Annotated in this window: 20 protein-coding genes; 5 read left to right on the top strand and 15 right to left on the bottom strand. The window is 31.1% G+C overall.

Going from position 1 to position 21,421, the window contains the following annotated elements:
• Nucleotides 1-422: 422 nt before the first annotated feature.
• The 8 genes from OA93_RS20215 to OA93_RS20180 form a co-directional block, all read right to left on the bottom strand.
• Nucleotides 423-815: a VOC family protein gene (locus OA93_RS20215; protein ID WP_039115749.1), complete on the bottom strand. Its 393-nt coding sequence runs from the start codon at nucleotides 813-815 to the stop codon at nucleotides 423-425.
• 345 nt (nucleotides 816-1,160) lie between these two features.
• Complete coding sequence (locus OA93_RS20210; protein WP_039115748.1) at nucleotides 1,161-2,180, bottom strand: TQO small subunit DoxD; 1,020 nt, start codon at nucleotides 2,178-2,180, stop codon at nucleotides 1,161-1,163.
• Between the two features lie 55 nt (nucleotides 2,181-2,235).
• A complete protein-coding gene (locus OA93_RS20205) occupies nucleotides 2,236-2,616 on the bottom strand; it encodes a hypothetical protein (RefSeq protein ID WP_039115747.1) in 381 nt (126 codons plus the stop codon).
• 102 nt (nucleotides 2,617-2,718) lie between these two features.
• Nucleotides 2,719-3,129: a hypothetical protein gene (locus tag OA93_RS20200; RefSeq protein ID WP_039115745.1), complete on the bottom strand. Its 411-nt coding sequence runs from the start codon at nucleotides 3,127-3,129 to the stop codon at nucleotides 2,719-2,721.
• 51 nt (nucleotides 3,130-3,180) lie between these two features.
• Nucleotides 3,181-3,636, bottom strand: coding sequence for a hypothetical protein (locus tag OA93_RS20195; protein ID WP_039115744.1), 456 nt, complete (start codon nucleotides 3,634-3,636; stop codon nucleotides 3,181-3,183).
• A 7-nt stretch (nucleotides 3,637-3,643) separates the two neighbouring features.
• Nucleotides 3,644-4,192, bottom strand: coding sequence for a DUF2199 domain-containing protein (locus OA93_RS20190; protein WP_052259543.1), 549 nt, complete (start codon nucleotides 4,190-4,192; stop codon nucleotides 3,644-3,646).
• Nucleotides 4,193-4,229: 37 nt separating this feature from the next.
• Nucleotides 4,230-4,727, bottom strand: a complete 498-nt coding sequence (locus OA93_RS20185; RefSeq protein WP_039115743.1) for a hypothetical protein — start codon at nucleotides 4,725-4,727, stop codon at nucleotides 4,230-4,232.
• Complete coding sequence (locus tag OA93_RS20180; protein ID WP_039115742.1) at nucleotides 4,717-5,157, bottom strand: hypothetical protein; 441 nt, start codon at nucleotides 5,155-5,157, stop codon at nucleotides 4,717-4,719. The genes OA93_RS20185 and OA93_RS20180 overlap by 11 nt, the downstream gene beginning before the upstream one ends.
• A 267-nt stretch (nucleotides 5,158-5,424) precedes the next feature.
• Between OA93_RS20180 and OA93_RS20175 the strand changes: the two genes are divergently transcribed.
• A complete protein-coding gene (locus OA93_RS20175; RefSeq protein WP_039115740.1) occupies nucleotides 5,425-6,183 on the top strand; it encodes a phosphatase PAP2 family protein in 759 nt (252 codons plus the stop codon).
• A 375-nt stretch (nucleotides 6,184-6,558) separates the two neighbouring features.
• Here the strand turns inward: OA93_RS20175 and OA93_RS20170 are convergent, their stop codons facing one another.
• From OA93_RS20170 to OA93_RS20140, 7 genes are all read right to left on the bottom strand, one after another.
• Nucleotides 6,559-7,389 carry a helix-turn-helix domain-containing protein gene (locus tag OA93_RS20170; protein ID WP_039115739.1) on the bottom strand — a complete coding sequence of 277 codons (831 nt, stop codon included), beginning with the start codon at nucleotides 7,387-7,389 and terminating at the stop codon, nucleotides 6,559-6,561.
• A 145-nt stretch (nucleotides 7,390-7,534) separates the two neighbouring features.
• Nucleotides 7,535-8,416 (bottom strand): diacylglycerol kinase family protein, encoded by an 882-nt coding sequence (locus tag OA93_RS20165; RefSeq protein WP_039115738.1) that lies wholly within the window; start codon nucleotides 8,414-8,416, stop codon nucleotides 7,535-7,537.
• Between the two features lie 98 nt (nucleotides 8,417-8,514).
• Nucleotides 8,515-10,929 carry a TonB-dependent receptor gene (locus OA93_RS20160; protein WP_039115736.1) on the bottom strand — a complete coding sequence of 805 codons (2,415 nt, stop codon included), beginning with the start codon at nucleotides 10,927-10,929 and terminating at the stop codon, nucleotides 8,515-8,517.
• A gap of 177 nt (nucleotides 10,930-11,106) precedes the next feature.
• Nucleotides 11,107-11,541: a PepSY-like domain-containing protein gene (locus OA93_RS20155; protein WP_052259542.1), complete on the bottom strand. Its 435-nt coding sequence runs from the start codon at nucleotides 11,539-11,541 to the stop codon at nucleotides 11,107-11,109.
• A 71-nt stretch (nucleotides 11,542-11,612) separates the two neighbouring features.
• Complete coding sequence (locus tag OA93_RS20150) at nucleotides 11,613-12,875, bottom strand: HAMP domain-containing sensor histidine kinase (protein WP_039115734.1); 1,263 nt, start codon at nucleotides 12,873-12,875, stop codon at nucleotides 11,613-11,615.
• Nucleotides 12,868-13,545, bottom strand: a complete 678-nt coding sequence (locus OA93_RS20145) for a response regulator transcription factor (protein ID WP_039115732.1) — start codon at nucleotides 13,543-13,545, stop codon at nucleotides 12,868-12,870. The genes OA93_RS20150 and OA93_RS20145 overlap by 8 nt, the downstream gene beginning before the upstream one ends.
• Nucleotides 13,546-13,632: 87 nt before the next feature.
• On the bottom strand, nucleotides 13,633-14,184 hold the full coding sequence (locus tag OA93_RS20140; RefSeq protein WP_052259541.1) for a hypothetical protein: 552 nt from the start codon (nucleotides 14,182-14,184) through the stop codon (nucleotides 13,633-13,635).
• A 420-nt stretch (nucleotides 14,185-14,604) separates the two neighbouring features.
• Between OA93_RS20140 and OA93_RS20135 the strand changes: the two genes are divergently transcribed.
• The 4 genes from OA93_RS20135 (at nucleotide 14,605) to OA93_RS20115 (ending at nucleotide 21,420) form a co-directional block, all read left to right on the top strand.
• Nucleotides 14,605-15,222 carry an outer membrane beta-barrel protein gene (locus tag OA93_RS20135; RefSeq protein ID WP_039115730.1) on the top strand — a complete coding sequence of 206 codons (618 nt, stop codon included), beginning with the start codon at nucleotides 14,605-14,607 and terminating at the stop codon, nucleotides 15,220-15,222.
• Between the two features lie 325 nt (nucleotides 15,223-15,547).
• Complete coding sequence (locus OA93_RS20125; RefSeq protein ID WP_052259540.1) at nucleotides 15,548-17,194, top strand: DUF6377 domain-containing protein; 1,647 nt, start codon at nucleotides 15,548-15,550, stop codon at nucleotides 17,192-17,194.
• Nucleotides 17,195-17,404: 210 nt separating this feature from the next.
• On the top strand, nucleotides 17,405-19,621 hold the full coding sequence (locus tag OA93_RS20120; RefSeq protein ID WP_039115727.1) for a glycoside hydrolase family 3 C-terminal domain-containing protein: 2,217 nt from the start codon (nucleotides 17,405-17,407) through the stop codon (nucleotides 19,619-19,621).
• Between the two features lie 341 nt (nucleotides 19,622-19,962).
• The gene (locus tag OA93_RS20115) at nucleotides 19,963-21,420 is read left to right on the top strand and encodes a DUF1254 domain-containing protein (RefSeq protein ID WP_052259539.1); all 1,458 of its coding nucleotides are present in this window, start codon (nucleotides 19,963-19,965) and stop codon (nucleotides 21,418-21,420) included.
• The last annotated feature ends 1 nt before the right edge of the window (nucleotide 21,421 follow it).

The raw sequence follows: 21,421 nt of genomic DNA, 5'->3' as shown, positions 1-21,421 counted from the left end.
CTATTTTGTACTATAATTACTAATTAAATTCATTGTTATTCTAAATTTATATTTTGAAATAGCTTGATTTTAGATAATCTTTTCATTCCGATGAAAGAGACCCGAGCGGTAGCGAACAGACGTAGTAAATCTCCGTAAGAAACCCCATAATTTTTGTAGAGCTACTTGATGAGACCCTTCCTTCGTCAGGGTGACAAGATTGTGGCTATTTTGTGAGTAATTGATAACACATTACAAACATTGCCTACGGTTTCAACCGTTGGAGCGCAATGTATTATCGCAATTGGCATCACACGGTTAAAACTGTGGGTTATGGTCAAAATAGGATAGAATTTATGAAATGAATAATGTCCTTTATTTTGTGCTGCTACTCATGCCTTTGTGTTGATTTTTGATAAATTAGATTTCTTTGTTAGTAATATTTATCCCATCGGAGTACAAATCTCGATTAAGAATCCATCAATATCTCTTACATAAGCAACTGTTTGTCCCCAAGGTTTTTGTTTTGCTTCTTGCAAAATGGTTGCACCAGCTTCTTTAGATTTAGCAAGTACTTCATTTACATTATCGGTTATAAAGCCTAATTCGGTAGCAAAAGGTTTATTGGTTAAATCACTTTCGATAAAACCGTCTTTTAAATTAGAATTTGCTAGTTCTTTGGATGCAAATGAAATCGTAGTTTCTCCTGTGCTAAGTTCTCCGTAATCATTTTCGGGAGTTATGAATTTTCTAGTAAAACCAAATGCATTTTCATAAAACGAAATTGATTTACTTACATCGTTAACATATAATATTGTGTAGCCGAATTTTACCATGTGGTGTTAAGTTTTAATAATGTATTAGATGTAATTTTATTTAACACATAGAAACATAGATTTTATGTATGAAAAAGAGCTCAAAAAAGAAATACATTTCTCTCACATATTTATCTATGTGCATTTTAAATGAGTGAAACGCCTTTTTTTTAGAGGAGAAAAACTATGTTTCTATGTGTTAAAATTAATTATACTCAAAAGGTTTATAATAGTTGTTTCTGAAATTGATGCCTATATTTCTAAATTAAAAAAAGCTTGGCGAAATAGAAGTAAGGCATTTTCTATTGAACGAAAATACAAATAAAAATATGCTTCTATCTCGCCAAACTTAAAATTATTTATAGATTATTTTGCGACTTTACTCGTCCATTCTGTTCCGCTAATATCAGTAAGAGTTAAAGTGTAATTAGTGCCTTTTAGTAATTGGTAATTCTTTAAATCAATATTCAGAATTGCTTTTGCGCCAAGCGGAATTATTAAACTGTGTTTGCCTGGTTTTACTTTTGTAACATATATATTGGCTATATCTTTTTTAGGGAATTTAGCCAAATCAGCGCCTTTTAAATCGAAAATAATTTCTCCTTGTTCATTCTTTAACTGAATTCCAATTAAAAACGAACCGTAAACATCAACACCTTCTGTACGGTATATCTGGAATTGTAAGGCTTCATTTTTTATAGTTGCATCGCTAATTTCTACTTTTGGTTTTACCGATTTGTTATGTAGTTTTCCAAATACTCCACCATGAAAATATTGGTTGGTATACAACGTAAGCGAGAATATAAGTAAGGAAATAACAAGAACTACTGGTTTAAGATTAGCAATAGGAAGACTACCTGAACCAAGCCATGAAAACCATTTTGTTTTGGTAAATGCGTAGTTTTTGTTCATAAAATAATTGTCTAGGGAATAAGAACCACTTCCGCTTAAAAATAGCGTAAAACCACAAGCAATTCCTAATACTCCGATTTGCCATTCGTCTAGACAAGTGGTACCAATCCAACCTGAACCTAACAAAATTCCCATGGCTAAACTAAAGACTCCGATACTCATTAATCGGGTAAAGAAGCCTAGCATTATCAATAATCCTACAATGGCTTCGATAATGGTAAAACTAACCATAGACCACCAAAGCGCTTCGGGATTTGTAACTAAGTATTCGATTATAGGTTTTATTCCTAAAGCATTGGGAAGGAAATGATTGAATTTTTCGCCAATATATCCTGCTTCATCTTGAATTAATTTGTTCTCTAAAATTAATCTTCGCCAGAAAGCCGAAAAGTACGTCCAGCCAATAACAAGCCTAATAGAAAGCGTAAAAAGACCAGCCAAGTTGTATGACTGATTCGAATGAATATTTTTCATAAGTGTATATTTTAATTTAAAAAAACGATTGTATATAAAATGCGACTGTTCTGGATTATGCCAAATCGGATTTTAATCGTTTATATAAAATATACAAAGGGGGAGTGTTTACAGCGGCTACATTTACATAAATATCTTTTTTATGTAATGCTGTTGCTAATATGATTTGATTTCGAGAAACAGAAACGGGTAAAACAGGAATTTGTTTGTGGAGTTTCTCAACGCTATTTTCTGACTGATTAACGTTTGATTCTTCTACTTCGCAATAAGAAACTGCTGTTTGGGTAGTTTGGTTCTTATTAAGCGTTTGGAAGTACTCTATATCAAAAGCAGCAAATAAAGAACTTTTTACCGAACATGGAGTAAGCGCAAACACCACAGCAAGTAGTATCACGACAAGTCGCATGTTTTTAGGATAGGTTCTTTTGTTTTTCATATTTTTCAAAGATATGCTTTTGTTTTGCTTTAGCGTGGGGAGTATGGAAAAATTTAGATGTTAATGACAAACTACTGGGTTGAATTGAAAAAAGAATCTATTTTATAATTGCATTTCATGAAAAAGTAAATATCCTTTTTTAAAATCTATAAAATAGATTGATGTTAGGTTGTTAGGAGATGAAAAAGCGATCAAACCTATTTTTGGTTTAAACCAAGAAGGAGCATCATCTGGTAAATAAATTTGGGAGGTGTGAACTTTTAAATTATTTATTTTGATGAATTCATCTAGCCATTCGGGAGATGCATATAGTTCCAGATACATTTCATATTCTCGTGTAAAATGTGCAGATTGCCAATATTGTCCGTTAGTAATTTTTATATCCTTTTCGGGTTCACGAAAAGACCATAATTCATATACTTCATTTGGGTCATCGGAATTCTTCTCTGTACAAGAAGTAAACAGAAATGAGAATAGAATAATTGCGATATAAAATGCATGACTTATTTTCATGGGCTAGTTTAGATGATTGTTTTATTAAATCACTTTAAAATTTCTTTTTGATTAATTGAATGACTTACAATTTGTGAATGCATTTTTCAGTTCTAATTCCTTTCTAAACTCTGTCGGTAATAATAACTTTGTTTTGCAAAAATCCTTAACCTCATATAATTCTGTCTCAGGATTTAATATAATAGCTTTTGGAGAATCATAATCAGAATTATAATACCATACATTAGCATGCTCATCAACATATAAACACCAATAATGATAAGCACTAAAGGTTTCATTTAAATCTTGTTGAAATAATATTTTATTATGAATATCAGTTATTGCAAATATTATAGATTCATCTTTAAATTGCTTTAAAACTATTTTTTTAGTTTTAAGATCTCTTTGAAAAACAGAATATATTCCTGGCTTATTAATGAATCCGGATTTAATCCGTTGTCTTTTTGGTTCAGATTCATTACACGATGCTAAGAGTAAAAACATTAGAAATAATATACTTTTTTTCATTCTTGAATTATAAATTATGAGATTGTCTCAATATATTTTCAACCATTTCTTTTGCTTTTTCAAATGTTATTCCGTTTTCTTGGTCGATGGTTAGCGGATGATTTTCTTCGATACATTTAATCTCAGGAATAAATCCAAGTTCTTGCTCTATAGCGATTGTTTTTAAGCTTAACGTTTCTCCGTAATTAGGAACCATGGTTTGTAGCCAACCAAAATAAGGTTCTTGTTTGGTTCGGTTTTCGTCTTCCCACAAATTTATTCTGATTTCAAAATTCTCTGCGCTTATAGATGTCCAAATATCAAAAGCAAAATCTTCATGATGATCAATAATCGGAATTGTTAGTCTGCCACGATGAAAAAAGTATTTATCATCGATAACGCATAAACTTTCTTCGAGTTGAATTCTTTCTTCTCTTTCTTCTGGTGGAACAGAGAAATAATATTCAGGATAATCGGAACCAAAACAAAGCGGAAGGTCGTTATAAATAACATCACAACAATCACATTTATAGGCTGTTTTGTTTGTTTCGGGGTTTAAAAAGGGTATTAATTTCAATTTGTATGCTATTAGGTTTTATTATTTTTAAAGAATATTAGCGTTTTTCAATTGATAAAGGTTTTGGCTTTGTTTGATAATAACTAAAAATCTCTTTTATTTCATTTTTAGTTAAAATTTTACAATCAACTTTGGCTATAGCTTCTTGCTCATCCATCATTGAACGCATTAAAATTAGTTGAAAAACTTCTGTTTTTTTATTTAGTGTAATTTCATTTCCTTCTTTTGAAATAAATTTTTCATAAGCGCTCAGCATTTCTAACCAAATATTAATTTCGTTATCTGGATTTCTATCCCGTTTAAAATTTGTTATGGTTTCTTCTAAACTTATAGGCAACACATCAGCAAGGGAAGATTGTATCTTTGTTATTTTTTCAATCTGTTCTTCAGTTAATTCATTATGAACTATTGGGCCTAGTTGTATTTTACTAGGATCAATTTCCTGGACTTCATTTTCTTTTTTGGGTTTACAAGAATAAAATATACTTGCAATTATTATTAGTGTTAATGCTAGAAGAATAAGTTTAGAATTCATATCGGATTTTACTATTTATATTTGTATTTAGTTTTATAACAGTCTGAATACTTTTAATCAATCCAATTGCAGCTTTTCCTGTCTCCATCTGAAAATTTTGTTCTTCACCGTAAATATCTACAATTCGGAATATTGATAATTCAGGTTTATTTATTTGTCCTTTAAAATCTCCAAAAATTATATCGTCAATATCATCAAAACTAATTAGTTTCAAATTTTCATTCTCTTTTTCTAAAATGCGACGAGTTGTAATAATTGTTTTTGCTTTTGAGGTTTCAATTTCAAAAATAGGTAATTCATTATCCTCAAATAAAAAAGTATCATTTTTTAAATCAGTTGAAACCTTAGAATAAAGCCATTCCTCTGGATTCATTACAGATCGATTTATTGCTGTTATAGTTCGTTGTCTTATGGAGCTATCTTCTTTCATTTAAATAAATTTCATGCAAAAGTTGTTATATGATTTAGGACTTAGCGAAGATATTAATTAAAAAGATAGGAGAGTTTATTCAAAATGCAGAATTTATTCAAAATTGGATATGAAATTTGTAGTATAATACAACATCGATATTACTTAATATTTAGCATTTAGCATTAAATTTATAAAACCAAAAACATTTTAAATAGTTGTTATGAAGAAAAATTACGCTTGTTCGTTTATTCACTTCTGTATTATTAATTTATAATCTTTAAAAAAATGCTAAAAATCATTCTATTTTCATTGTTGAGCGTTATAACTCTTAAAGCTCAAAATACTGTAAAAGATACTGTAACTGTGAAAAATGATACGGTTCAGAATTTGAAATTCAATTACAAACAACTGATTATTCCTGGTGTTTTAATTGGTTATGGGATTATTGGTCTTGAAAGTGATCAGTTAAAAGGTTTCAACTCTCAAATTCATGATGAAGTAAAAGAGGATATTGATACCAGAATAACAGTTGATGACTTTTCGCAATATGCTCCGGCAGTTTCTGTTTATGCTTTGAATGGGTTAGGGGTTCAAGGAAAGAATAATTTAAAAGACAGGACTATAATCTTAGGGACATCTTATGTTATTATGACAGCGACTGTATTAGCTTTAAAATCTATTACCAAGATTGAAAGACCAGACGGGAGTTCGAATAACTCATTTCCTTCGGGACATACTGCAACTGCTTTTGCGGGAGCCGAATTTTTATATCAGGAATATAAGGATAAATCGATATGGTATGGTATTGCGGGTTATGCTGTTGCAACTGGAACAGGAATATTTAGAATGGTAAACGATAGACACTGGCTTACTGATGTTGCTGCTGGTGCAGGAATAGGTATCTTGAGTACAAAAATAGCGTACTGGGTAAGTCCTTATGTAACTAAGAAAATTTTTGGTGAAAGAGAAAAAGGAGTTACTTCGGTGATTACTCCTTTTTATAATGGCAAACAAATAGGGTTTGGGTTTGCTATGGGGTTTTAGAACATATAGATTTGTTTAAAACCATGTAAGTAATTTAAGGAAATATAAGCTTTGTAAAAACTTTATTTAAATGGACTTAGATAACTTATATGATTAGCTTTTTGCTCTAATTTTAGGAGTTTATTGCTTCTCTTAAAAAATTAATGCAAAAATAGCGCGGCTCTATTTTTGCATTTTTCTCAATCTACTGGTTTTCTGGTCTATTATGAGGTTAAATTTGTTTCCGTTTTTTTCTAAATCAGATTTAAGATCATCCTAAATAAGATTGTAATTAATGTTACAAGCATACTGATTGTGATTATGAAATATGGGAATTATCTAACAAAAATATCTAGTTGTATTCTTCTAAAATTGTAAAAATGTAACCCTAAGTAATTATATATATAACCAATTAATATTTCCGCCTTCATGTGCCGTTATTCTGTTGAAGAATGACTTAGGTGTAAAGCCAGTTATAGATTTAAAATCTTTGATAAGATGCGATTGGTCAAAGAAATCAAGCTGATAAGTCATATCCGAAAAATTATTTTTTGTACGCATATTCATTTGTTGGTGCATTGCCTGACGAAACCTAATAATCTTGCGGAGTTCGGATGGGGTTTTACCAATATGTATTTCAAAATGTTTGCATAATGTTTTACGACTTATTTTATATTTATCGGCAAGATCTTTAATCGTATAATTCCCTTCAGTATTTTGCATATCTTTAAGAATTGACCCTAAAAATGGATGACTAAATCCTTTGAATTTACTAATGAAATACTGCTCTAACTTTTTTATTTTATCTTCTGCTAAAACGGTATTCATAATATCCGACATCGAAGCACTAAAATCACTAAACGGATTAAAGTACGAGAAGGATTTTCCGTTATAAAAGTTGAGGTTTTTTTCTAAAAAAGCATTTAATCCTAATGGCTTAAAACTAATCGTGATTTCGTGAATATAACCTGGAATGCTTATTTCAATTGGTTTTGTATATCCGCATATAAGCGTGGCTAGTAACGGATTATTGATGTTTTTATCAACGGTTAGTTTGTTCTTTTCGAATATAAACTCTGGATATTGATTAATAGAAACAATAGAGTTTACGTAAGGAAAAGTATAATAGCGAACGTTTTCTGTATCTGGAGCTTTTTTTAGAATATAAAAATAATCGATATAATTTTGCAATAATTTACTTTGAGGAATGAAAAGTTTCAGATCCATAATTGCAATGAAATAATAGTTGTTAATAAATCGATTTAGCTTTCAAATATAATCAAAAAACCTATGTTATATAAAGCATAAAAAATATAAGCCTCATTTTATTGAGGCTTATAGTAAGAATAGTAAAAAAATACTCTGATTTTCTTTAGTCGGTAATAACGGTAAGTCCATTTTTAATGATAGATACCTTTATGCTATTGGTTTTAAGATTATATGATTCTCCATCTATTTGCGCATCTAGAGATGTTGCTGTAGGAACTTCTATCGTTAAATCTTGTATTAATGTATGTTGGGCTTTTTTAAATTTTTCGACAGTGTTACGTAATACATGGTAACCAAGTGTCATTTTTTCAAGAAACGATAATTTAGGTACTACTATCATATCCAGCCAGCCGTCGTTAAGACTTGCCTTTGGCGTTAAGCTCATATTATATCCCATTTCGTTAGAGTTTGAAATGAATAATAAAAACGGATTTGCAATTATCTCTTTATTATCAAAAGACAGTTTTGTTTCTTGAGTTTTAAATTCAAGACTAGATGATAATGCTGCTTTTACATAAGCGATAAGCGTACGTTTGCCTGAGTTCTCATATTTTTTTATAATCATTGCATCGATTCCGATTCCTGTATTACTAAAAAAATACTGATTGTTTATTTTACCAACATCTATAGTAGAAATAGTTCCTTTACGGATGATTTCGATTGCTTTTTCAAATTTTCTTGGAATATTTAGATTGGATGCCAAACCATTTCCTGAACCCACAGGGATAATTCCTAATTTTATAGAAGTACCAATAAGGCAAGAAGCAACTTCATTTATAGTACCATCACCACCACAAGCTACGATATAGTCTGGATTATTAGCTACAGCAGCTTTCGTTAATTCGATAGCATGTTTTTTGTGGTTTGTGTAATCAATTTCGATTTTAAATTCAGAACTAGGGAAAGAATCTTTTAAAAAATCTCCTGTAATATTGTGTTTACCATTGCCTGAAATTGGGTTAACTATAAAGTGAATATATGTCATTATTTATTTTAATTTTTTTGTAAAAAATATAGTGCGCAATCTAGTGTTTTTATGAATAAAATGGCTTAAAGTTTCTAATCAAATTCTGAATTATAATTTTAAAATTTATAACTGTAACCAAATCGTACAACTTGTGTTTCATAGTAATCACGACTGTTATAGCTAAAGCCATCGCCTTGAATCTCTTTCTTGATTACAAGGGTATTTAAAATATCTGTTGCATTAAGAAAAATTTCGCCTTTTCCTTTCTGAACAGTTTTTTTAACTCCTAAATCTATCGAGAAACGAGAATTTATTTTTCCTTGCGGAATTATATCAGGGGCCAAATATACGGCAGATAATTGACCACTGGTAGATTTATTTAACTGAAAAGTATTGTTCCATTTTATATTTCCAGAAAAAATCTGTTGTCTTTTTCCAAAATAGGTTGTTGGCACAGGATATAAATTGGTAACAGTAAATGCTTCTATATCATTTTGATATCCGTTTCCGTTTAAATTAAAAGAATACCAAGAGTTAATTTCTTTAGCGTATACTACTTCTATACCTGTAGATGAGCTTCTGTTTGCATTCTGGAAAACATTATATATAAGATTACTATCTGGCGCTGTGGTTGCTATGCGGCTTATAGTACCGTTTACAAACCGATGGTAAAGCGATGCAAATAAATAACCTTTATTAATGTTCGTTTTGTAACCAAGTTCAAATGTGCTAGTAAACTGTGGCTTTAAGGCAGGATTCCCGACTTTTATAATTTCGGCATCATCATATTTAGGAAAAATTCTAATATCTACTTCATTCGGTCTATCGACTCTACGATTATAAAAAGCCGTTATTTTATTCTTGTCATTTATTTTATAACCAAATCGAAGGCTAGGGAAGGGCTGTGTATAATCGTAACCATCACTTTTGTATGTAGGATGGTTGGGATTTACATCATATTGTAACTTAACATATTCGACACGTAAACCAGCTTCGGCTTCGATTTTATTATTTTCGAATATATAGTTTCCGTACAATGCCGGGATAATTTCTTTGTAGGTTGCCCAACCACCAGCATTTGGATCCAAAGGAGAATTTATACCAGGAAAAAATTGCATATTGGTAGGGATTTCTCTGTTTCGGAATTTTAATCCAGTTTCAAAACGACCGTATTTTAAAGGCTGAACATAATCGACATTTATATCTATTACTTTTTCATCAGATAGTAGTTTAAAGGAATCTTTTCCTGTAAAGGTAGGCATAATATTATCAAAGAAATACTTCTCGTCTTCTCTGTGATAGGTGTAATTAATTCCTGCGTTTAATTTATGACCAGCTTCTTTAAATTTATGTTGGTAGGATGCCGAAACCATTGCTGTTGTTTTTAATTCATCTTCTAGAAATTGCCATAATCGTAAACGTTCCGAATAGTCTTGATTAAAAAAGGGTTCATCGCCATTATCAATAATCTTTTCGCTCCCAAACATACCTGAGAATGCAAATGTATTTTGCTCATTATAATTCCAATCAAGTCCTGTTTTAATAGTTGTAAAATGGGTATTGCGATTTCTCTTTGTTTGCTGGTTTATAATAGTACCATCATCATAAGTTCGGGTAACAAACTCATTTTTATTGAGTGTTTCGGTATATAAATAATCGGCTTGTAAGTAGGCGTTTATTTTATTCTTGCGGTAATTTAGCGAAAGCGAAGGATTAATTTTTGGCGTAACCTGGTATTGTGGTCGTATGGTTGGCAAATTAGCTTTACGTTCCCATAAAGAACCATATCCAGATGCAATACCTATTTTTCCGTTAAAACCTTCTTGTTTATTCTTTTTGTAAATAATATTAATAATTCCTGCATTACCATTGGCATCAAATTTAGCCGAAGGATTATTTATGATTTCTATTTTCTCTATTGCCGATGCAGGAATATTGTCCAATCCCGATTGGTTACCAAAACCAGTCAACGCAGTTTGTTTCCCATCTATAAGAACCATTACTTTATCATTGCCTCTCAATTGTACTTTTCCGTCTTGTACAGTAACGCCGGGAAGACTTTGCATAGATTGTAAAACCGAACCACCACTTTGGGTAATATTATCGGCTACCGAGAAAACTTTTTTATCCATTTTAGCCGATACTTCATCCGTTTTAGATGCTTTTACAACCACTTCATTTAATGTGTTTATATCTTCTTCAAGCTTTATATTGGATAAATCAAGAAATTCAGATAATGTACCTACATATAAGGATTGATTTTTTGTTTTATATCCTAAGAAACTAATTTCTAAGATATAATTCCCAGAGTTAATATTCGATAATGTAAAATGACCTTCTTCGTTACTAACTGTTCCTGCAATAAATGACTGATTCTTGGATGATTTTAAAACAATGTTTACATAAGGAATTGTAGACTTTAAAGTCTTATCCTTTATTATTCCAGATATGGTAACCGTTTTGGTTTGTGCTGTTGTCTTTGTAGCTATAAATAGAGCCAAAGCAAGCAACAAAATTATTTTTGCTTTCATTTTATATGGTATTCAATGATTTGTTTTGCCGAAAAAATAGGCAAATAGATTCCTTTGCTAGTTATAGATGATTACTCCATATAGCATTTGTAAATTCTGTTTTTAAAAATGTGTTTCAGTTAAAAATGTATCAGGACTAGGGAGATTCTGATACGTTCTCTAGACGAAAGATGTAGGTTATTCGTCGATTTCTTTTACGAAATTTCCTTTATGGTCAAATCGTATATCTTTTTTATAGATTTCTACATCATAAAAAACTTTGCCGTTTGCGTCTGTAACTTTAGAGACTTCTTTTACTTTTTTGCGACGGTAATTAACTTTAACGTATGGCAAAACACTATTAGGCAAATCGTCTTTCGTTATTTTTATTTCGGTTTCGATGAGGTTTCCAGAAGGATCTAATAAAGCAAATTGTTCTTGTTTTTCATAAATAAATGAGGCTTCGTAATTATCCTTTTCTTTTTCCCATTTTATATTTGTTGCATCTGGAAATTTTATTAAAACAGTCGATTTTACAATTCCAGGAACATCTTTTGGGTCTAAATCTTGAGCCTGTGCCATTGCAAAAGCCGAAGTTAGTATTGCAAAAAGTGTTAGTATTGAGGTTTTCATATTTTTTTATTTTTTGATTGATGAATATTTATGCCAAAATTACTCTTGGAATCTGTAGGAAGTTTGAATTTTTAGAATTTAACGGTAAAACGATGCAAATTATTTTCGAATGCGTAGTCTATTTTCCAATGACTTATTTCAGTTATTTTCTTTATAATCGCCATTCCTAGTCCGTTGCCTTGTGATGAAGGGTTTGATTTAGAAAAACGATTGAATAATTTATCTACAACCAATGGTGTTTCCTGACCAGTATTTAAAAACGTAATAGAATCGCCAGTAATTATAATGCTAATTTTTCCGTTTTTAATATTGTGTCTAATAGCATTAAGAAACAAATTATTAATAAGTACTTCTGTTAGCGATGGATTTCCTTCTATTTTTAGTTTTTCGGTATATTCGATAACTATGTTGAGGTTTTTGGCCTTTGCTTGTTCTGTAAAGAAATCGAGATGTTTTTTTAAATACTCATTTATAACAATAGGTTGCTTGTCGAGATAATTTTCGTTTTCAATTTTAGATAATAACAAAAGATTTTTATTAAGCCTATTAAGTCTGGAAACATCTTTGTTTAGAGAACTTAAAACCTCCGATTGTTCTTGGGTTATATCAAGCTGAAAAAGGGTATCAATTTTTGTCTGAAAAAGTGCCAATGGGGTTTGTAACTCATGTGCAGCATTCTCGACAAATTCTCTCTGATTGTTATAAATATCAGTATTTTTTTCGATAAGACGATTAAGACTTTTATTAAGACGGTCAAATTCTTCTACATCAGTATCCATAAAACGAGGGGTCTTGTTTTTGTCTATTTCAAATCCCTGAATTTGGTCTAGCGTATCGTAAAACGGTTTCCAAAGTTTTCGGGACGAAATTTTGGTAATGATTAATATCCCTAAAAGCAAAATGACAATTACAACGAGAAATAGCATAGCAATACTTGTTACCAAATCTTCAGTCTCTATTAGGTTAATTCTTCCTATGTAAGTGTATGGTTGCCCTTTTATTATAATTGGAGCATTAAGTTCTCTGTAAGGTTCATTTTCGTTTTCTAGTTCATCAAAATAAACTTTATTAAAAATGGTGTCTTTGGCAGCAATATGAGATGGGGTAATTTGAACGTTTCGATTGTATTTATTCCACAAAGCGATGTCTTTGTTATCAAATTTTGACAACTCATTTTTTAAGAATTCATCCTTATGTAAAGTGAGTGTTTCATCGGTTTCCTCCAGGTACAATCGCTCGGTAATGTAGTAAAAAACAGGAACTGATATTAACAGTATAAAAACTGAAAATATCAAAAAACTGGTCGTTGTTTTATTTAAAAGTTTCTTATTCATTATCCCATTTATATCCTAAACCATACACCGTTTTTATATAATCGCCACTTCCTGCATTGTTTAGTTTCTTTTTTAAGTTTTTTATATGCGCGTAAACAAAATCATGATTGTCGAGCATATCCGCCATATCTCCGGAAAGATGTTCGGCTATAGCACCTTTAGATAATACCTTGGTTTCATTACCAATTAAAAACAGTAATAAGTCTATTTCTTTTTTTGTGATATCTAGTCTGGTATTGTTTACTGTGACAGTTTTAGAAAGAATATCAATGACAATTTCATTAAAGATAACATTATTATTTCCTTTAAAGTTTTTACGTCTAATAAGCGCTTGAATTCGTACTAGTAATTCAGATAAATGAAATGGTTTAGTCAAATAATCATCGGCACCAAGGTTAAAACCTTCAATTCGGGTATCTAGTGTTTCTTTGGCAGAAATAATAATAACGCCTTCGGTTTTATTTCTTTTTTTTAATTCTTTTAAGATGTCAAAACCATCTCCATCAGGAAGCATCAAGTCTAATAATACACAATCGTAATCATAAGCATTGATTTTATCAAGAGCATCTTTGTATGTTCCAGATGTCTCACAATGAATACCATTGGGCTTAAAATAGCTTTTTATACTTGCAGCTATTTCTAATTCGTCTTCTATTATTAAAATTTTCATACTGCAATTTACTAATTCAATTTTGAATGAAATCTGAATTTATAAATTTGCTTGGTTTTTAATAAAGAAAATATGTTTCGTTTTTTATTAATATTCCTTAACATCGGCTATTAAAAATGATTTGCCAGAAGGAATAACTTTTATATCTCTTTTATAACTTGTTTTAAAAGTAAGGTCTTTAATTATGGTTTCAAAAACAAAGCCTTTGTCTTTTATTACATATAATAATTTGCAGCTAGATACTTTTATTTTCCCATAATCTTGTGTTGGAACAAGAAAACCATTCATGCCAACGTATTTGGTGTCAAATTTACTTTTCCATTTCTTTTTAAAAGACTCCTCTGTTAGTCCATTATCATACTCAATATTTATGGCATCGCTTTTATACTGAGCATAGGTTTTGGTAGTCATATCACTCATTTCATAAGTGTCTTTATTAAAATTGGTTTCAATAGTTTTGATCAGCCATTTTTTTGCATTTTCTTGATTCTGATTTTCTAATTTTTGCTTAGCTGTATTATTTATTGTAGCATTAGATGGAGATATTAATCCTTTATTAGATTGTGCATTTCCATTTTGAATTATTACCAATGTTGATACTAAAATGAAGGTAAATTTTAGAGCATTAAATTTCTGCATTGCGTTTTTTTAATTTTTAAATAATTTGTACTGTCTTTTATTAAAACAGCCGTTTTGCTATTGTTTACTTTATGTGATTCTGTTTAGATAATCTAAAAAACTAGATTTCTCTTTTTCTTCCGTAAATATTGACTTGACACGCCAGATTTTTGGTCAAAAAACCGAAGTTATAAATTAATAAGACTTTTTGGGATAAATTAAAGAATTAAATTTTTATTTTTTTAGATAGAAAATACTAACTATTTAAAACGCAAATTTTTAGTTTTTTGGAGATTTTAGGCAAATTATGTTCCATTTTAGAAAATGAAACATACTTATTTGAGAAAAATAGGCTGATTAAAAAAGTAAGATTAATTTTAGGATTGTAATTATTTTATTGCCCCTAACGGAATTACATTTTAATAATCAAAATCAAAAATTATGAAACATTTCAGTCTATTATTTGTTGTTTTTTTAGTGTCGATGGGAGTGAAAGCCCAAGATGCAAATTCTTTTTCCCTTAACCTATACGGAGGATATACTTTTTCTGATAAAGTATCGTATTATAATTCCTCTGGTGAAGTAGGTGATGGATTTGAATATGGTGCTGGTTTTGAGTATTTTATTACAAAGAACGCTTCTGTCGAATTAAAATATTTAAGACAGCAGGTTGATTTACCTATATACATATTAGGAAATCAAATTAATGCAGGTGATGATAAATCAACTTTTAATTTTATTCTTGGTGAAGGAACTTATTATTTTGATACAGGTTCATCTAATGTTTCCCCTTATTTAGGAGGTGGTCTTGGAGTTGCAATTGTCCAAATACCAAGAAATGGTAGCGATACTAATTTTGCATGGGATGTTAAAGCTGGTGTAAAACTAAGAACAAGTTCATTACTATCAATAAACCTAAATGCCTATTTGCAATCTGTGAGCACTGCGGTAGGAAATAGCTATTATTGGACATATTATTATGGTCCGGTAGCTGTAACCGATTATGTAGCTTCGTATCAGTTTGGATTAGGAGCTGTATTTAGCTTCAATTTTAAATAAGAACAGAATCTTTTACAAGATAAATTAAAAGCATCCATGATTGGGTGCTTTTTTCATTTAGAACGATTTACCATTAAGGAATTTAACCGCAGAGTTCACAAAGGATTACGCAAAGGTCGCAAAGCGCAAAGTAAAAAAATCCTTTTAATCTGTGGCAAAATTTTAACCGCAGAGTTCGCAAAGGATTACGCAAAGTTTCTTAGTGCCTTAGAACCTTAGTTTCTTAGAACCTTATAAAGAATGAGCCTTATAAAGAAAGAACCTTTAAAATTAATTGCACTTTACTATCTTTGGCTATCATAATTATTTATATCTAAAAACGGTTTTGAAAAATACTCTTTTGTTTCTTTTTCTTGTTATTGTATGCTTTCCTGCTTATGCTGAAAACAGAGCCGATTCGGTATTTGTAAAACTGAATTTAGCATTAAAGAACAAGCAGAAATATGTTGAGTTAAAGGAAGAGCGTATTGCTAATTTCAAAAAGATAAAATCGACTGATTTAACCGATTATCAGGAGTATAATTACAACAAGAGTTTATATAAGGAATACCAAAAATTTGATTCAGATTCGGCTATTTTTTATGTAAAAAAGAATCTGAAGATAGCCAATGAACTTCATAAAAAAGATTTAGAAGAAACGGCTCAATTACAATTAGCAAATCTATATTCTTCGTCGGGGAGATACCGCGAGTCCGAAGAAATTTTAAAAGGCATAAACAAAAAGCAATTATCCCCACAATTACTTCCGGATTACTATGAAGGATATCGTGAGTTTTTCTCGCATTATTCGACCAATAGTTATAATCCGATGTATGTAGAACAGGTTATAAAGTATCGTGATTCATTATTGGCAATACTAAATCCGCAATCGCTGAAATACAAGATCAATCTAGCCGAAAAGAATATTTCTGAAGGAAGAATTGATAGTACAGAAAAAGATTTGATAAAATTATTGAAAGAAACAAATGATGACAATCCGCAATATGCTATGATTGCTTATCTTTTGGGAAGCATCAATAAAAAGAAAGAGAATCTGGAATTAAAGAAAATATATTACGCTATCTCTGCCACTGCGGATTTAAAAAACTCTATAAAAGACAATGCTTCTATCCAGGAATTGGCATTGGTTTATTATGAATTAGGAGATGTAGATACTGCTTATAAATTAACAAGATCGGCTATCGAAGATGCTATTTTTTGTAATGTACAATTCCGTACGCTACAAATGTCCGAAGTATATTCGATTATCAATACTGCCTATTTAGAGAAAGAAGCCAAAAGCAAAAGTCAATTGCAATTGTACCTTTTATTTATAAGCATACTTTCTGTTTTTCTTGTTGTAGCTGTAATTTATGTTTACAAGCAGATGAAAAGAGTTTCGAGAATTAAAGAAGAACTTTCGAAAACAAGCGAAGAACTGGTAAAGCTAAACGCTGATATTAGTAACACAAATAATCAGTTGCAAGAAAGAAACGCTCAATTATCAGAATCTAATCATATTAAAGAAGAGTACATCGCGCATTTTTTTAGTCTTTGTTCTACTTACATCAATAAATTAGAAAATTACCGTATTACCCTAAACAAGAAGGCTACCGCCAAACAGTTTGATGAGTTATATAAAATTTTAAAATCAACCACCTTGGTAGATAATGAACTCGAAGAGTTGTACAAGAACTTTGATACCATCTTCTTAAATCTATATCCCACTTTTGTAAAAGATTTTAATTCTTTGCTTATAAAAGAAGAACAAATCGTACTTAAGCAGGGCGAATTATTAAATACCGAACTACGAATTTTTGCATTAATACGTCTTGGTATTAGTGATAGTGTAAAAATCGCAGCTTTTCTTCGTTACTCATTAAGCACCATTTACAATTATCGTACAAGGGCGAGAAATAAGGCTGCAGTTTCTCGTAATGATTTTGAAGAAATGGTTATTAAAATTGGCTTAATTGTAGCCAAAACGCAATAATTTATTTTAAATCTACTACTTTTTTTGTGCTATAAAATTGATTAACTATTTGTTAATTAGTTTTTTATGTTTTTAATTCACTACTTTTCTATAATAAGACTTCTTATGTAAACTATAACGTTTTAGTTTTACAATATTAATTATAGGAATCTTAGTTTAAGATTAGCTAGAATTTAAGTTTAGTCTTTATATTAAAATAAATAAGTAGTTATGTTTAGAAACATTAAAGCAGTTGTTGTTTTGCTTTTATTGGGTTCATTCGGAATGAATGCACAAAATAAAGTGCCAGTTTATCTAGATGATAAAAAGCCAATTCAGGAACGTGTAGAGGATGCACTTGCAAGAATGACATTAGAAGAAAAAATAGCAATGGTTCATGCGCAATCAAAATTTAGTTCGCCTGGAGTACCACGTTTAGGAATTCCTGATTTCTGGATGACCGATGGTCCTCATGGTATTCGCCCAGAAGTTTTATGGGATGAATGGGATCAGGCAGGATGGACAAATGATTCTTGTATTGCATTTCCTGCGCTTACTGCTCTTGCAGCAACCTGGAACAAAGAAATGTCTGCATTATACGGAAAATCTATAGGGGAGGAAGCTCGTTACCGTAATAAAAATATTTTATTAGGGCCTGGAGTAAATATTTACAGATCACCACTTAACGGACGTAATTTTGAATACATGGGCGAAGATCCGTTTTTGGCTTCAAAAATGGTTGTGCCTTACATTAAAGGTGTTCAGGAAAACGGAGTTGCAGCTTGTGTAAAACATTTTGCATTAAATAATCAGGAAACAAATCGTCATACAGTAAATGTAAATGTAGATGATCGTGCTTTGTACGAAATCTATTTACCGGCATTTAAAGCTGCAGTTCAAGAAGGAGATGCCTGGACAATTATGGGTTCTTACAATAAATACAAAGGACAACCTAACTGCCACAATGAGTTTTTGTTAAACGATATTCTTAGAGGAGAATGGGGTTTTAAAGGTGCTGTTGTTGCCGATTGGGGAGGCGTTAGTAATACCGAACAAGCAATTACAAATGGTCTGGACATGGAATTCGGAACATGGACAAATGGTTTATCTGCAGGAACAAGTAATGCATATGATAACTATTATTTAGCAAAACCATATCTGAATTTAATAAAATCAGGAAAAGTAGGAACGAAAGAATTAGATCAAAAAATACGCAACATACTTCGATTGGCATTCCTTACAACAATGGACAGAAACAAACCTTATGGTTCGTTTGGAACGGAAGAGCATGGTCTTGCAGGTCGTAAAATTGCCGAAGAAGGAATTGTTTTATTGCAAAACAAAAATAATATATTGCCAATTAATCTTAACAAAACTAAGAAAATTGCAGTTATTGGAGAAAATGCAATTAAGATGATGACAGTAGGAGGTGGTAGTTCATCTTTGAAAGCAAAATATGAAATTTCGCCATTAGATGGTTTAAAGAAAAGAATCGGATCTCAAGCTGAAATTATCTATGCTCGTGGATATGTAGGAGATGCAGAAAGTAGTTATAACGGAGTTGCATCTGGGCAAGATTTATCAGAAAAACGTTCGGCAGAACAATTATTAGCAGAAGCTATAGATGTTGCTAAAAAAGCTGACATTGTATTGTTTATTGGTGGATTAAACAAAAGTAATCATCAAGATGCTGAAGGTGTAGATCGTTTGTCATTAGACCTTCCGTACAATCAGGATAAAATTGTAACTGAATTGCTTAAAGCAAATAAAAACCTTGTATTTGTAAATATTTCTGGAAATGCAGTAGCAATGCCGTGGGTAAACGAAGTACCAGGAATTGTACAAGGATGGTTTTTAGGTTCAGAAACTGGTAATGCTTTGGCATCAATTTTAGTTGGGGATACTAATCCATCAGGAAAATTACCATTTACTTTCCCAGTAAAATTAAAAGATAATGGAGCACACGCTTTAGGAGAATTTCCTGGAGGTCCAGAAGTTACTTATAACGAAAGTATATTTGTAGGATACCGTTGGGCAGATAAGCAAAAAGTAAAACCATTGTTCAGCTTCGGACACGGATTAAGCTACACTACTTTTCAATACGGAAATGTTACCGCTAGCGCGAAAGAAATAACGGCTGCAGATAAAATTACATTTACTGTAAAAGTGAAAAATACAGGAACCAAAGACGGTTCAGAAACAGTTCAGTTATACATAAGTGATTTAAAATCTTCTTTACCACGTCCTATCAAAGAATTGAAAGGATTTGAAAAAGTAAGCTTAAAAGCTGGAGAAGAAAAAACAGTTTCGATTACAGTAGATAAAGCTGCTTTAAGCTTTTTCGACCCTGTTAAACATGACTGGGTTGCAGAACCTGGTGATTTTGAGGCATTAATTGGAGCTTCTTCTACAGACATTAAAACGAAAGTGAAATTTAAATTAAAATAGTTCACTAAAGATGCTTTTGGAGCTTAATAATTAGGGCTTCAATGGTTGGTTAGTTAGTTTGCATGATCCCGACTACTTTTTGTAATCGGGATTTTTTTGTGCCTTAAATTAAGTAATTCTGTTGCATATTGTAAAATGCAACAGAATTCGCAGGTTTAAATAGGATAGGTTAAAAAGTAAAATTAATTTTAAGGTTTGAGAGTTTAATTATAAAACGTAACTTGTAAGAAATTTTTTAATTTAATTAAGTTAGTCACATAATTTTTTTAATAATTGATGTTTCGAGAATATTTATTAATTACAAAGTATATAATTTTGCTTTGTATTAAATTCCAAAACTTATGAAAAACTTTACTATTACACTTTTTATAATTTGCTTATTTATAGCATGCAAAAAAGAGGAAAAAAAAGAGGATAAGGCAAAAGAAACAGTTGCTGTTGCCGATGATAATACCATCATAGCAGCAGCTGAAGCAGCCTATTTATATGGATTACCATTAGTAATAATGGATATTACCCGAAGACAATTAACTAATACTGAGGTGCCAAATAATGTAGTAGCACCCATGAACCAGTTTAGTCATAAATCGGTGTTTCCTGATGCAACCCTTAAAAATGGTTTATATCCTAATGCCGACACCTATTATTCATCGGCTTGGCTAGATTTGGGTAAAGGGCCTGTGGTGCTTTCTGTTCCAGATACATATGGTAGATATTACCAACTTTCTATGGAGGATGCTTATACAAATGTATTCTCCTCTGTGGGCAAAAGAACAACAGGAATAACTGCGGCAAATTTTTTAATAACAGGACCAAAATCTAATGAGCCTGTTCCTATAGGAATGGAAGAGATTAAATCACCAACCAATATAGTTCGTATTATTAGCAGAATCCAGATGAATAGTTATGTCGATGGACTAAAGGTTTACAAACTACAACGCTTATACAAACTTATACCTTTAAGCAGTTGGGGAGCAGATTATATTGCACCAATGGGAAAAATCGATTCATCGGTACCAAAAGGTACACCAACAGAAATTGTTTCGAAAATACCTATCGGAGAGTTTTTTAATTATGTAAACCAGTTAATGGCAAACAATCCGCCAAAAGAAGCAGATGCCGAAACAATAAAATTGCTTGCAACGATAGGAATTAAACCAGGAACAAAATTCAATTTAAGTTCCTTTAATAGTTCCGTACAAGCTGCTTTAAGAGGACTTCCTGAGAAAATATTAGGAGAGTTAGATAAAGACATTAAATCGCCACCAAAGCTTGAAAATGGATGGAGTCCAATAGATACAAAAATAGGAGTATTTGGAACCGACTATAAACGCAGAGCCGAGATTGCATACTCAGGATTAGAAATTAATCTTCCGCAAGATTTAATTTACTCATTTTGTATAAATGACGAAGATGGTGAAAAACTTAATGGCGCTAATAAATATACAATTCACTTTAATAAAGATCAGGTTCCATTGGCAAATGTTTTCTGGTCATTAACAGCCTATGATTCTAAAGGATTATTCGCGGCAGGCAATCCGATGAATCGTTTTACGATAGGTAATCGTGATAAGTTAATTAGAAACGCAGATGGTTCAATAGATATCTATTTTCAGAGATCATATCCAGGGAAAATTAGAGAAAGTAATTGGTTGCCAGTATCATCAGGAGATTTTAATATCGTATTGCGAGTATATTCTCCAAATGAACAAATGCTAAAAGGCAAATGGGAAATACCAGCAATTAAAAAAATAGTTCCAATTGTACCAGCAACAGATGTAGTAGCAACAGTCGAATAAT

Source organism: Flavobacterium sp. KMS, assembly GCF_000813005.1.
Classification (GTDB): Bacteria; Bacteroidota; Bacteroidia; order Flavobacteriales; family Flavobacteriaceae; genus Flavobacterium.
The sequence above is the reverse complement of the archived record's forward strand: the minus strand, read 5'-3'. Positions and strand labels throughout refer to the sequence as shown.

Excerpts from the sequence above, each read along its gene's own strand:
- OA93_RS20210 (WP_039115748.1), bottom strand. The coding sequence starts at position 2,180 with ATGAAAAATATTCATTCGAATCAGTCATACAACTTGGCTGGTCTTTTT.
- OA93_RS20135 (WP_039115730.1), top strand. The coding sequence starts at position 14,605 with ATGAAACATTTCAGTCTATTATTTGTTGTTTTTTTAGTGTCGATGGGA.
- OA93_RS20160 (WP_039115736.1), bottom strand. The coding sequence starts at position 10,929 with ATGAAAGCAAAAATAATTTTGTTGCTTGCTTTGGCTCTATTTATAGCT.
- OA93_RS20150 (WP_039115734.1), bottom strand. The coding sequence starts at position 12,875 with ATGAATAAGAAACTTTTAAATAAAACAACGACCAGTTTTTTGATATTT.
- OA93_RS20205 (WP_039115747.1), bottom strand. The coding sequence starts at position 2,616 with ATGAAAAACAAAAGAACCTATCCTAAAAACATGCGACTTGTCGTGATA.
- OA93_RS20165 (WP_039115738.1), bottom strand. The coding sequence starts at position 8,416 with ATGACATATATTCACTTTATAGTTAACCCAATTTCAGGCAATGGTAAA.
- OA93_RS20180 (WP_039115742.1), bottom strand. The coding sequence starts at position 5,157 with ATGAAAGAAGATAGCTCCATAAGACAACGAACTATAACAGCAATAAAT.
- OA93_RS20145 (WP_039115732.1), bottom strand. The coding sequence starts at position 13,545 with ATGAAAATTTTAATAATAGAAGACGAATTAGAAATAGCTGCAAGTATA.
- OA93_RS20120 (WP_039115727.1), top strand. The coding sequence starts at position 17,405 with ATGTTTAGAAACATTAAAGCAGTTGTTGTTTTGCTTTTATTGGGTTCA.
- OA93_RS20200 (WP_039115745.1), bottom strand. The coding sequence starts at position 3,129 with ATGAAAATAAGTCATGCATTTTATATCGCAATTATTCTATTCTCATTT.
- OA93_RS20170 (WP_039115739.1), bottom strand. The coding sequence starts at position 7,389 with ATGGATCTGAAACTTTTCATTCCTCAAAGTAAATTATTGCAAAATTAT.
- OA93_RS20175 (WP_039115740.1), top strand. The coding sequence starts at position 5,425 with ATGCTAAAAATCATTCTATTTTCATTGTTGAGCGTTATAACTCTTAAA.
- OA93_RS20195 (WP_039115744.1), bottom strand. The coding sequence starts at position 3,636 with ATGAAAAAAAGTATATTATTTCTAATGTTTTTACTCTTAGCATCGTGT.
- OA93_RS20215 (WP_039115749.1), bottom strand. The coding sequence starts at position 815 with ATGGTAAAATTCGGCTACACAATATTATATGTTAACGATGTAAGTAAA.
- OA93_RS20115 (WP_052259539.1), top strand. The coding sequence starts at position 19,963 with ATGAAAAACTTTACTATTACACTTTTTATAATTTGCTTATTTATAGCA.
- OA93_RS20155 (WP_052259542.1), bottom strand. The coding sequence starts at position 11,541 with ATGAAAACCTCAATACTAACACTTTTTGCAATACTAACTTCGGCTTTT.
- OA93_RS20185 (WP_039115743.1), bottom strand. The coding sequence starts at position 4,727 with ATGAATTCTAAACTTATTCTTCTAGCATTAACACTAATAATAATTGCA.
- OA93_RS20140 (WP_052259541.1), bottom strand. The coding sequence starts at position 14,184 with ATGCAGAAATTTAATGCTCTAAAATTTACCTTCATTTTAGTATCAACA.